General features: G+C 69.1%; 11 protein-coding genes. 3 read left to right on the forward strand and 8 right to left on the reverse strand.

Translation table 11 applies throughout. The annotated features are described in order from the left end of the window. Positions 1-9: 9 nt before the first annotated feature. The 7 genes from R4823_RS05050 to apbC all read right to left on the reverse strand — a co-directional run bounded on the left by R4823_RS05050 (position 10) and on the right by apbC (position 8,372). The gene (locus R4823_RS05050) at positions 10-2,982 is read right to left on the reverse strand and encodes a formate dehydrogenase subunit alpha (protein ID WP_132978959.1); all 2,973 of its coding nucleotides are present in this window, start codon (positions 2,980-2,982) and stop codon (positions 10-12) included. Between the two features lie 15 nt (positions 2,983-2,997). Further along, entirely contained in the window at positions 2,998-3,204 is a 207-nt protein-coding gene (locus R4823_RS05055; protein ID WP_338617754.1) for a twin-arginine translocation signal domain-containing protein, read from the reverse strand. 119 nt (positions 3,205-3,323) lie between these two features. Then, positions 3,324-3,953 carry a molecular chaperone TorD family protein gene (locus tag R4823_RS05060; RefSeq protein ID WP_132978958.1) on the reverse strand — a complete coding sequence of 210 codons (630 nt, stop codon included), beginning with the start codon at positions 3,951-3,953 and terminating at the stop codon, positions 3,324-3,326. Then, entirely contained in the window at positions 3,950-6,043 is a 2,094-nt protein-coding gene (locus R4823_RS05065; RefSeq protein WP_338617757.1) for a 4Fe-4S binding protein, read from the reverse strand. The genes R4823_RS05060 and R4823_RS05065 overlap by 4 nt, the downstream gene beginning before the upstream one ends. A 20-nt stretch (positions 6,044-6,063) precedes the next feature. After that, on the reverse strand, positions 6,064-6,717 hold the full coding sequence (locus R4823_RS05070) for a DUF3306 domain-containing protein (RefSeq protein ID WP_338617758.1): 654 nt from the start codon (positions 6,715-6,717) through the stop codon (positions 6,064-6,066). After that, the gene (locus R4823_RS05075; protein ID WP_279817743.1) at positions 6,714-7,271 is read right to left on the reverse strand and encodes a DUF3305 domain-containing protein; all 558 of its coding nucleotides are present in this window, start codon (positions 7,269-7,271) and stop codon (positions 6,714-6,716) included. Before R4823_RS05075 ends, R4823_RS05070 begins: the two co-directional genes overlap by 4 nt. A 12-nt stretch (positions 7,272-7,283) precedes the next feature. Continuing rightward, positions 7,284-8,372, reverse strand: coding sequence for an iron-sulfur cluster carrier protein ApbC (gene apbC / locus R4823_RS05080; RefSeq protein WP_087837253.1), 1,089 nt, complete (start codon positions 8,370-8,372; stop codon positions 7,284-7,286). A 114-nt stretch (positions 8,373-8,486) separates the two neighbouring features. Between apbC and mobA the strand changes: the two genes are divergently transcribed. From mobA to mobB, 3 genes are read left to right on the forward strand one after another with little or no spacing between them, the layout of a single operon-like run. Further along, entirely contained in the window at positions 8,487-9,074 is a 588-nt protein-coding gene (gene mobA, locus R4823_RS05085; RefSeq protein WP_279817744.1) for a molybdenum cofactor guanylyltransferase MobA, read from the forward strand. A gap of 4 nt (positions 9,075-9,078) precedes the next feature. Further along, positions 9,079-10,371, forward strand: a complete 1,293-nt coding sequence (glp, locus tag R4823_RS05090) for a gephyrin-like molybdotransferase Glp (RefSeq protein WP_087837251.1) — start codon at positions 9,079-9,081, stop codon at positions 10,369-10,371. Then, complete coding sequence (gene mobB / locus R4823_RS05095; RefSeq protein WP_338617761.1) at positions 10,371-10,901, forward strand: molybdopterin-guanine dinucleotide biosynthesis protein B; 531 nt, start codon at positions 10,371-10,373, stop codon at positions 10,899-10,901. Before glp ends, mobB begins: the two co-directional genes overlap by 1 nt. Before the next feature lie 47 nt (positions 10,902-10,948). Here mobB and R4823_RS05100 read toward each other — a convergent pair whose 3' ends face one another. Then, a complete protein-coding gene (locus R4823_RS05100) occupies positions 10,949-11,851 on the reverse strand; it encodes an NAD(P)-dependent oxidoreductase (RefSeq protein WP_087837249.1) in 903 nt (300 codons plus the stop codon). Positions 11,852-12,095: the final 244 nt, after the last annotated feature.

Genomic DNA, 12,095 nt, shown 5'->3' on the forward strand with positions numbered 1-12,095 from the left:
GCGCGCTCCTTATGCCTTCTCGATGTTGCAGATGGTGGTCTTGGTTTCCTGCATCATGGTGACGCTGTCGTAGCCATAGGTGGTTGCGGTGTTGACCGCCTCGCCGCGCACGATGGGGGCCGCGCCCTCGGGGTAGTAGGCCAGGAGGTCCTTGCCCTGCCAGCGGCCGGCGAAGTGGAAGGGCATGAACGCGGTGTCCGGTCCGACCCGTTCGGTGACCAGGGCCTGCACGTTGAGCCGTGCGCCGGTGGGCGTGACCACCCAGCAGCGTGAGCCGTTGGTGATGCCGCGCTCGGCGGCCGCCTTGGGGTTGATCTCGACGAAGCTTTCCTGCTGCAGCTCGGCCAGCCAGGGGTTGGAGCGGGTCTCGTCGCCGCCGCCCTCGTATTCGGTCAGGCGGCCGGAGGTCAGGATGATGGGGAATTTCTCGTACAGCTTGTCGTCCACGTTCTTCTGCTGCAGCGATTTGTACAGCGTCGGCAGGCGCCAGAAGGTCTTCATGTCGTCGTGGGTGGGGTACTTGGCGACGAGGTCCGGACGCGTGCCGTAGATGGGCTCGCGATGCTGCGGGATGGGGTCGGGGAAGTTCCATACCACCGCGCGTGCCTTGGCGTTGCCGAAGGGGTGGCAGCCGTGGTTCTTCATCACCACGCGGATGATGCCGCCCGACAGGTCGGTCTTCCAGTTCTTGCCTTCGGCCGCCGCCTTCTCGGCGTCGGTCAGTTCGTCCCACCAGCCGAGCTTCTTCATCAGCACGTGGTCGAATTCCGGATAGCCGGTGGGGATGTCGGCACCCTTGGAATGGGAGCCGTCCTCGGCCAGCAGGTTGACGCCGTTGCGTTCCACGCCGAAGTTGGCGCGGAAGTTGCCGCCGCCGTCCATGACGTGGCGGGAGGTGTCGTACAGGTTGGGCGAGCCGGGGTGCTTGAGCTCGGGCGTGCCGAAGCAGGGCCAGGGCAGGCCGAAGTAGTCGCCCTGGATGTCGTAGCCGGTTTCCTTGTCGACCACGCTGCCCTTGGCGCGCAGGGTCTTGACGTCGAAGGCGTGCATCAGCCGCATGTGGGCCTTGAGCCGTTCCGGGCTCTGGCCGGTGTAGCCGATGGTCCAGTTGCTGCGGTTGATCTCGCGCAGGATGTCCTCGATCACGGGCTCGTCCATGCCCTTGACCTTCTGCATCTTGTAGTTCTTGCACAGCTCGGCGCCGAAGCCGAGTTTCTGCGCAAGCTGGTACATGATCATGTGGTCGGTGCGGCTCTCCCACAGCGGCTCGATGACCTTCTCGCGCCATTGCAGCGAGCGGTTCGAGGCGGTACAGGAGCCGCTGGTCTCGAACTGTGTGGCCGCGGGCAGCAGGTAGACGGCGCGGTTGGGGTTCAGGTCCTCGCTCTTGCCGGGCATGGCCGCCATGGCGGCGGTGGCCGAAGGGTAGGGATCGATCACGACCAGCAGGTCGAGCTTGTCCATGGCCCGCTTCATTTCCAGGCCGCGCGTCTGCGAGTTGGGCGCGTGGCCCCAGTAGAAGACGGCCCGCAGGTTGGAGTCCTGGTCGATGACGTCGTTCTTTTCCAGCACGCCGTCTATCCAGCGCGAGACGGTGATGCCCGACTTGGTCATCATCGCCGGCGAGGCGTAGCGGCTCTTGATCCAGTCGTAGTCGACGTCCCAGACCTTGGCGTAGTGGCGCCACGAGCCCTCGGCCAGGCCGTAGTAGCCCGGCAGCGAATCGGGGTTGGGGCCGACGTCGGTGGCGCCCTGCACGTTGTCATGGCCGCGGAAGATGTTGGCGCCGCCGCCGGAGACGCCGATGTTGCCCAGCGCCAGTTGCACGATGCACGAGGCGCGCACCATGGCGTTGCCGATGGAGTGCTGGGTCTGGCCCATGCACCACACCAGCGTGCTGGGACGGTTCTCGGCCATGGTCCTGGCCACTTCGTACACCGTGGCCTCGTCCACGCCGCAGACGTCCTGCACCTTGTCCGGCGTCCACTTGGCCATGACGTCGGCCTTGACCTGGTCCATGCCGTAGACGCGGGCGTCGATGTACTTCTTGTCTTCCCAGCCGTTCTTGAAGATGTGATAGAGCACGCCGAACAGGAAGGCGACGTCGGTGCCCGAACGGATGCGGATGTACTTGTCGGCCTTGGCGGCGGTGCGGGTGAAGCGTGGATCGACCACCATGACCTTGCAGCCGGTTTCCTTGGCGTGCAGCAGGTGCAGCATGGACACCGGATGGGCCTCGGCGGCGTTCGAGCCGATGTAGAGCGCCGCCTTGGCGTTCTGCATGTCGTTGTACGAGTTGGTCATCGCGCCGTAGCCCCAGGTGTTGGCGACGCCGGCGACCGTGGTCGAGTGGCAGATCCGAGCCTGGTGGTCGCAGTTGTTGCTGCCCCAGAAGCTCATGAACTTGCGCAGCAGGTAGGACTGCTCGTTGTTGTGCTTGGACGAGCCGATGACGTAGACCGAATCCGGGCCGCTTTCCTTGCGCAGCTGCAGCATGCGGGCCGAGATTTCCTCGAGCGCGGTGTCCCAGCTGATGCGCTGGTACTTGCCGTCGACCAGCTTCATCGGATAGCGCAGGCGGTGCTCGCCGTGCCCGTGCTCGCGCACCGAGGCGCCCTTGGCGCAATGCGCGCCCAGGTTGATGGGCGAATCGAACACGGGTTCCTGGCGGACCCAGACGCCGTTCTCGACCACGGCGTCGATCGCGCAGCCCACCGAACAGTGGGTACAGACGGTGCGCCGGACCTCGACCTTGCCCTTGCCGGTGCCGGCCTTCTGGTCGCCGTCGGCGGCGCCGGCCTTCCTGACCAGGCCGAGCTGCGTGGCCGCGAGCCCCGCGCCCACGCCCAGGCCCGAGCGGCGCAGGAAGGTGCGGCGGTCCATGGTGGGCAGCGCGTGGGCCATGCCGCGGCGCAGGCTGTGGACGAACGAGGAAGAGGATGCGCCGGAGTCGCCGGCGCCCGTTTTCTTGGTCAGCAACATGCCGTGCTCCGGTGGTTAGACCAGCGTGGACTTGTAGTAGCGCTTGACGTGGTCGGTCACGCTGTAGCCGCCGCCTCGTTCGGGGGCGGGCTTGGCGTCTGCCTGCGGGGCCGGATCGGGGCGCAGCGAGGGCGCGACGGCCGCCCCGACGGCGGCGGCGCCGGCGGTGGCGGCACCCACGAAGAAACCCCGGCGGGATAGGTTGACGGCGGTCTTGGGCATCTCTGTCTCCGTTGGAGCTGGCAGATATGAAGTGCTGTGCATACTGTACCCCCGGTAACCAGTTACAGGCAATGCCGCCAGCCGCGCCACGCCTCGGGTATACCCTCGACCGTAGCCGGTCAGGGCAGCATGTCGAAGCCCTGCGCCTCCACGCTGGCGAAGGCCCGCGTGAATTCGCCCAGCGCCGCGTAGAAGCGGGCGCGCGGGTGGGCCGACAGGGCGTCGCACATGGCGGGCACCCACGGCAGCAGGTGGTCGCCGAAGAATTTCCGCTGATTGGCGAGATGGCACTGTCCGGCGTCGTCTCCGGCGATCAGGTAGCGCATGACCTCGCACAGGTAGGCGATGTGATCCTCGGTCTCGGGCATGGCCGGATCCCGGGCCAGGCCCAGGGCGGCCAGGTCGTTCCTCAGCGCGATCAGCGATTTTTCGTTCAGGAAACCGTTCAGGTAGTGCGACCCGTACAGGTAGACCTCGGGCTTGCCCAGGCCGCCGAACAGCGTTTCGTACTCGTCGCGCAGCGACGGATCGTCGGCGGCCCGGGCCGCGGCCACGAGGTCGCGCCACGGAGCTTCCAGGAAGGCGCCCGCCATCGGCGCCTCGGTGGCCGCCGCGCGCAGGCCGGCCGCGAAGTCCGGATCGGGCGGGGCGTAGAACAGGCGCGCCAGCACGCCGTACAGCTCGGCGCGGGCGATTTCCTCGTCGAGCGAGGCCGAGCCGATGTCGGCGGGGGAAATGGAAGCGTTCATAGATCGGTGATGCGCGTTTCGTTGGCGCCGGAGTACAGGTCGATCACGCGGCAATCGCCGCACATCTTCAGCCGTTCCAGGCCGGCGCCCTGGAACATCGGGTGGCCGCTCAGCCGGGCCAGCATGGCTTCGATCGCCTTTTGCGTGCCGAAGGGCTTGCTGCAACGCACGCAGTGGTAGGGGGCCGTCTCGTTCAGCACGCGCGGCCGGGTGCGTTCGGGCGTGGAAAGCAGGCGCGGCACGAGGGCGAGCGCGTCCTCGGGACAGGTCTCGACGCACAGCCCGCACTGCACGCAATTCTTTTCCAGGAAACGCAGCTGGGGCGCGTCCGGGTTGTCGAGCAGGGCGCTGGACGGACACGCGCCCACGCAGCTCATGCACAGCGTACAGGCGTCCTTGTCGATGGCCAGGCCGCCGAGGGGCGAGCCGGTGCCCGGCGGGCCGCCGGGCAGGGCAATCTCGTCGCGTGCGGCCGGGGCGTGGGCGATCAGGTGGTCCAGCGCGAGGTCCAGCGTGCTGCGTTTCTCGCGCACCATGGCGAAGCGCGCCGGCGCGGCCGGCACCCCGGGACGCCGCGCCGCCAGCTCCCGCAGCGCCGCGTCCAGCGCCTGCGGCGTATCGGGGCGCAGCAGGTGCAGGTGCGGTCCCGCATAGCCCAGGCCGTCGAGGATGGCCTGGCCCACCGCGAGCTGCGCGGCCAGGTTGTCCAGGTATTGCGGCGCTTCCTCGGCCGTGGCCAGGATGGCGACCTGCGAGGCGCCCAGCGCGACGGCGCCCAGCCACGCTTCCAGGCCGAGGCTGGCGGTGTGCCAGACTCCCAGCGGGATGACGTTGGCGGGCAGGCCGTGGAGCCTGCCCAGGCTGGCGTCGCGGCCCAGGCGTTCGACCATCGCGCGGCCGGCCTCCTGGCTGTGCACCAGCAGGACCGGGGCCTGGCCGCCGGCCCGCGCATAGGTGGACAGCAGCGTGCGCAGCACCGCGCCCTGGTCCGTCATGCGCGGATAGGCGTAGGTGATCGCGCCGGTCGGGCAGGCGGTGGTACAGGCGCCGCAGCCCACGCACAGGTTGGGATTGACCTTGATCTGCTGGCGCGCCTTGTCGCTTTCGATGGCGAGGGCCGAGCAGATGTCGACGCAGGCGCGGCAGCCTATCGTGTCGTTGCGGCTGTGCGCGCACAGCGATTGCTTGTAGTCGAAGAACTTGGGCTTCTCGAATTCGCCCACGAGCTCGCGCAGGCGCAAGAGCGGGGCCGGGTCCGCGCCGTTCCAGGCGAAGTAGCCCTGCGGCGGCGCATGCTGCGCGAACAGCGTGCCGCCACCCAGCTCCAGGACCAGGTCGAAGCGCGCTTCCTGCCGTTCGGGGGCGCGGGCGAAGTCGATGGCGCCCGCGGTCGTACAGGCCGCCACGCAGGCGCGATGGTCGCGGCACCGGGCGCGGTCGATCTGGTAGTCGAGCCCTATGGCGCCTTCGGGACACGCGGCAAGGCAGGCATTGCAGCGCGTGCACAGGTCGAGATCGATGGGGTTGTCCTGCACCCATGTCAGGTCGAACGCGCCCAGCCAGCCTTGCAGCGATTCCAGGCGGCCCGCCAGCACGGGATGGCGCCGTTCCTGGCTCGCGTCCGCCGTGCCCGGGCCGCGCGCGAAGATGGTGACGTCAAGCGTGTCCGCCAGCATCGCCGCGGCGCGTTCGGCCTCGTCCAGCGGGCCGACGATGAGCAGGCGCCCCGCGCTGCGATAGCTGACGGTGGGGACCGGTTCGGGGTCCGGCAGCCGGGCGGCCGCCAGCAGCGCCGCCAGCTTGGGCGTGGCTTTCGGGGCCTCGCGGCTCCAGCCTCCGGTCTCGCGGATGTTGACGAAGCGCACGGGGGCGACGGCGGCCTCGGTGTGCTCGCCTATCTGCGCGAACAGGCGCTTCTCCTGCGTACAGGCGACGATGACGGAAGCGGTGCCCGTGACGGCCTGCTGGAACGCGCCGGCCTCGTGGCGGCAGAGCGTGGAGTGCAGAACCAGCTTTTCGTCCAATGCCGCGCCGAGTGCATCGGCGTCCAGGGGCATGGTGTTGTTGCAGTCGCAGATCAGTGTGGGCATGGGCGCTCGAGGGAGCCCGGCTACCTGGGAGGATCGGGCTCGGGAAAGTCGAAATGCGTCTGGCCGTCGCTGGGCGCTTGGCCTGTGGATGCGCCAGACTCTAGCACGGAACCCCGCGCGCCATCATCGGCCGGCTCCTTGCTTGCGGGGGCGTGGCCGGGCGCCGCATCGCCCGCAGGCGGGGCGGGATCGTCCTGGACCAGGGCCAGCACGCGCGCGCTCACCATCTGCCTGAGCGTGGATGCGGGCAGCTTCTCGGGCGAGGAATAGTCGTCGATGTAGACGTCCAGCCCGTCCATGACGTTGTAGTGCGGGTCGGAGAAAAGTTTCTTGAGCGCGGCCAGCTTGACGTCGGGCTCGACCGCCGGCCGCATGAAGGGCGAGAAATCGGAGTCATGCGTCAGCGCGGCCAGGTCTTCCCGCGTCGGGGCGGGCGCTGCCTTGGCGGCGGTGTCCGGCGCCTGCGCCGCGCCGGCGTCGTGGGCCTCGCCCTGCGGGTGGTCCTGCGGATGCGTGGACGGCGCGGCGGGCACGCCCGGCGAGGCCTCGACCGGTCCCGGCTCGGCCTCGGGAGCGGAAGCGGCGTCGACCGGCCGTTCGTCCCCCACGCCTGCCCGCGACCGGGCCTTGCGCCGCGACCAGCGGCCGAGGAAGCCTTCGCCGTCGCCGCTCATGGTTCTTCGCCGTGCTTGCGCCGGCCGGTGCTGACCGACGCCGGGTTGCCGAAGCGGTCCTGCAACGGCACGAAGCTGACCGGGCGCCGCTTGCGCTTGGGCTCGGCCACGTAGTGTTGCGCCACGAAGGCCCGCAGCCAGCCCACGACGTCGGCGGGGGCGGGCACCTGTTCGACCGTTTCCTGGGCGTCCAGCAGCCGGCCGGCGTGGTAGTAGCTGAGCGTGACCAGCTCCGGCCGCGCCAGCGGTTCATCGTCCGGGCCCGCCGCTTCCTGCATGCGCCACATCACGAACCAGCAGGGCGCCTCGGTCGTGGCGTTCAGGTAGTAGCCCTCGGCGTCGTCCTTGAACAGCTCGACCGCGAAGCCGGGATGCAGCCACAGTTCGCCGTGCGCGTCCTGGCGCAGCCGGTGGGGCGCGCCGCCGAACGCCGGCTCGTCGGCCACCACGTCCGCCAGGGTCCACCGCCAGGACTGCCACCGGCTCATCGGGCCGTGGACGCGCTCCTTGCGCATGATCACGGCGACGTCGATGCGGGGAGCCTGGCTGGTCATGGCGGCCTCGGGTCAGGAATCGGCGCTGATGGAGATGGTGGGGAACTTGGACGAGAAGTCCTTGTTCCGGGCGGCGATGGCCACGGCCACCTGGCGCGCGACGGTCTTGTACAGGCCGGCGATCTCGCCATCGGGGTCGGCCACCACCGAGGGCCTGCCGCTGTCGGCCTGCAGCCGGATGTTGATGTCCAGCGGCAGTGCGCCCAGGTAGGGCGTGTCGTATTCGGCCGCCATCTTCTTGCCGCCCTCGGCGCCGAAGATGTGTTCGACGTGTCCGCACTGGCTGCACACGTGCACGGCCATGTTCTCGACCACGCCCAGGATGGGCACGCCCACTTTCTCGAACATCTTGATGCCCTTGCGCGCGTCCAGCAGGGCGATGTCCTGCGGCGTGGTGACGATGACGGCGCCGGTCATGGGCACGCGCTGGCTGAGCGTGAGCTGGATGTCGCCGGTGCCGGGAGGCATGTCGACGATCAGGTAGTCGAGGTCTTTCCAGTTGGTTTGCCGCAGCAGTTGCTCGAGCGCCTGCACCGCCATGGGGCCGCGCCAGATCATGGCTTCGTCGTGGGCGACGAGGAAGCCGATGGACATGACCTGCACGCCATAGTTCTCGAGCGGCTCCATGGTTTTGCCGTCGTCGCTGACGGGGCGTGCGTCGATGCCCATCATGAGCGGCTGGCTGGGGCCGTAGATGTCGGCGTCGAGCAGGCCGACGCGCGCGCCTTCGGCCGCCAGGGCCAGGGCCAGGTTGACGGCCGTGGTGCTCTTGCCCACGCCGCCCTTGCCCGAGGCGACGGCGACGATGTTCTTGACGCCCTGCAGCAGCGGCACGCCGCGCTGGACCGCGTGGGCGATGATCTCGCTGCGCACGTTGGCGCTGACGTTGGAGATGCCGGGCACGGTGCGGGCCGCCGCGATCAGCGCGCTGCGCAGGGCGGGGATCTGGCTCTTGGCGGGATAGCCGAGCAGGACGTCGAAGGAGACGTCGCCGCCGTTGATCTCGATGTTCTTGATGGCTCGCGTCGAGACGAAATCCTTGCCGGTATTGGGATCGACGACGGTTTGCAGGGCCTGGAGCAGGGAATCGGATGTGGCCATGGGAAGGGGGCGGACTCGTGAGTGGGAGGCTGCGTATCGCAGGCCGATGAGGGATATTAGACCACCAGCCCGCGGACGGCGAAATCCGCGGGCGCCTCGTCTATACTCAGCCGCATGATCGACAAGGACTCCATTACCGGCCTGATCCTGGCGGGCGGGCGCGGCAGCCGCATGGGCGGTGTCGACAAGGGCCTGCAGAACTACCAGGGCATTCCGATGGCCATGCATGCGCTGCTCAGGCTGGGGCCCCAGGTGGGGCAGGTCCTGGTCAACGCCAATCGCAACCTGGCTGCCTACGAATCCATGGGCGTGCCGGTGTGGCCCGACGCGCTGCCCGACTACGCGGGGCCGCTGGCCGGATTCCTGACCGGGCTCGAGCACTGCGAGACCGCCTACCTGGTCACGGTGCCTTGCGATACGCCGAAGTTTCCCGAAGATCTCGTCGCCCGCCTGGCCGGCGAACTGGAGGCGGCCGGCGCCGAGATCGCCATGGTGGCCACCCGCCAGGACGGCGCCGTGCGGACCCAGCCGGTGTTCTGCCTGCTGCGGGCGGAGCTGCTGGACAGTCTCGTGGCCTTCACCGCCGCGGGGGGACGCAAGATCGACAAGTGGACCGCCACCCATCGCTGTGTCGAGGTCCTCTTCGACGACCCCGCGGCTTTCGCGGGCGCCAACACGATCGCCGAATTGCAGCAGCTCTGATGCCATGAACGACAAGCCCGCCCCCTCGCTAGAAGAAATCTCGTCCTGTGTCAGCGGCTACGACCCGAATGCGCTGCCGGTCGAGCAGGCCCGCGAATTCATCGCCCGGCTGGTGCCGCGCGTGGAGGGCGTGGAGATGCTGGCGTTGCGCTCGGCGATGGGGCGCGTGCTGGCGCGCGACATCGTGTCCGACATCGACGTGCCGGCCCACGACAACTCGGCCATGGATGGCTACGCGTTCTACGGTTCCGACCTGGCCGCCGGCGGCGATACGGCCTTGCAGGTCGTGGGCAGCGGCCTGGCCGGCAATGCCTACACGGGCAGCGTGGCGTCCGGGCAGTGCGTGCGGATCATGACCGGCGCCACCATGCCCGACGGGCTCGATACCGTGATCCCGCAGGAATTCGTCCGCCAGGATGGCGACCGTATCGTCGTGCCCGCGGGCGCGGTCAAGGCCGGCGAGAACCGCCGGCTGGCGGGAGAGGACCTGGCCCGCGGCGACGTGGCCCTGTCCGCCGGCCGCGTGCTGCGCCCGGCGGACCTCGGCATGCTGGCCTCGCTCGGCCGGGCCGAGGTGCCGGTCTGGCGCCGCCTGCGCGTGGCGTTCTTCTCCACCGGCAACGAACTGCGCTCGATCGGCGAGCCGCTCGATCCGGGCTGCGTGTACGACAGCAATCGCTACACGCTGTGGGGCATGCTCCAGCGGCTGGGCGTCGACGTGCTCGACATGGGCGTGGTGCGCGACGATCCGCAGGCGCTCGAGTCCGCGTTCCGCGACGCGGCCGCGCAGGCCGACGTGGTCATCACGTCGGGCGGCGTGAGCGTGGGCGAGGCCGACTACACCAAGGCCATCATGGCCAGGCTGGGCGACGTGCTGTTCTGGCGCATCGCCATGCGGCCGGGGCGCCCCATGGCCATCGGCCGCATCGATACCGGCGGGCGTAGCGCCATCCTGTTCGGCCTGCCGGGCAACCCCGTGGCGGTGATGGTGACTTTCTACGCGCTGGTGCGCGATGCCCTCCTTGCCATGGCAGGCGCGCCGGCCCAGCCGCTGCCCATGCTGCGCGCGGCCAGCGCGGGGGCTATCCGCAAGAAGCCGGGGCGTACCGAATACCAGCGAGGCATCGTCACGCCCGCCGCGAACGGCGGCTGGGAAGTGCGCATCACCGGTTCGCAGGGGTCGGGCATCCTGCGCAGCATGAGCCAGGCCAACGGCCTGGTCGTGCTGGGGCACGAGCAAGGCAACGTGGCGGCCGGCGAGCTGGTCGACGTCCTGCCTTTCGACGGACTGATCTGATGACGCGCGTCCTGGGACTGGCCGGGTGGAGCGGAGCCGGCAAAACCACATTGCTGACGAGGCTGATTCCCGCGCTGCGGGAGAAGGGCTACAGCGTGTCGACGCTCAAGCACGCGCACCATTCGTTCGACATCGACAAGCCGGGCAAGGACTCCCATCGGCACCGCGAGGCCGGTGCCAGGGAAGTGCTGGTCGCATCGGGCAGCCGCTGGGCGCTGATGCACGAACTGCGCGGCCAGGCCGAGCCCCGCCTGGGCGAGCTGCTGAACAAGTTTTCGCCCGTCGATTTCATCCTGGTCGAGGGCTTCAAGCGCGATCCGCACGTCAAGATCGAGATCCACCGCGCCGCCAACGGCAAGCCGTGGCTGTATCCCGACGACGCCAGCATAGGCGCCGTCGTCAGCGACGTGCCTCCCGCGGGCCAGGCATCGCTGCCCTTCGTCGACCTGGACGACCTGCCCGGCATCGCCAACCTGGTCGTGGACCTGGCCTGGCCCATGGAACGAACCTTGGCCGCTCTGCGCGCGTAAACAGACGACCGTTCACCATGCCGGCGCGCGTGAGCGCGTAGGGGGGGCTACCCCAGCCGTTTAATCAGGGATGACGTGTCCCAGCGGCTGCCGCCCATCTGCTGCACGTCGGCATAGAACTGGTCGACCAGGGCCGTCACGGGCAGCCGTGCGCCATTGCTGCGGCTCTCGTCCAGCACCAGGCCCAGATCCTTGCGCATCCAGTCCACCGCGAAGCCGAAGTCGAACTGGCCGTCCACCATGGTCGCGCCGCGGTTTTCCATCTGCCAGCTTTGCGCCGCCCCCTTGGATATGACGTCCAGCACGAGTTTCATGTCCAGGCCGGCCTTCTGTCCGAATGCAATGCCCTCGGACAGGCCCTGCACCAATCCGGCGATGCAGATCTGGTTGACCATCTTGGCCAGCTGGCCGGCACCGGGCTCGCCGACCAGCGTGACGGCCCGCGAGTAGGCCTGCGCCACGGGCTTCATGCGCTCGAACGCGTCGGCATCGCCGCCGCACATCACCGTGAGCACGCCGTTGACCGCGCCGGCCTGGCCGCCCGAGACGGGAGCGTCGATGAAAGCGACTTCCTGGTCCTGGGCCGTGGCGTACAGTTCGCGCGCGACCTTGGCCGAGGCCGTGGTGTGGTCCACCAGCAGCGAGCCGGGCTTCATGCCCGCCAGGGCGCCATCGGCGCCCAGCACGACGCTGCGCAGGTCGTCGTCGTTGCCGACGCACAGGAAGACCATGTCCGCGTCCTGGGCGGCCTCGCGCGGCGTCGGCGCGTGGCTGCCGCCGAACTCCTGTACCCAGTCGCGGGCCTTGGACGGGGTGCGGTTGTAGACCCGGACCGCATGCCCGGCCTGGGCCAGGTGGCCGGCCATGGGAAAGCCCATGACGCCCAGGCCGATGAAGCTGACGTTGAGCGGGGAGGTGCTGTCGTAGGTCTTGGTGCCAATCGATGCCATGCTGATTCTCCATTGCCAGAGGCAAGTGTATAGCGTCCGGGGTGCCTGTTTCCGCCGGATGGCGAAGGTGGGCGGTGCTGCCCTCCAGGGGGGCGCTTTTTCATCCTGGGGCGGCCCGGCAATGAAAAATGGCCCCCACGCTTGCCGCTTCGCGGCGGCGCTGCCCCCCAAGGGGGCGTTTTTCATCCTGGGGCGGCCCGGCAATGAAAAATGGCCCCCACGCTTGCCGCTTCGCGGCGGCGCT

The organism is Pigmentiphaga sp. CHJ604 (assembly GCF_036972535.1).
GTDB classification, from domain to species: domain Bacteria; phylum Pseudomonadota; class Gammaproteobacteria; order Burkholderiales; family Burkholderiaceae_B; genus Pigmentiphaga; species Pigmentiphaga daeguensis.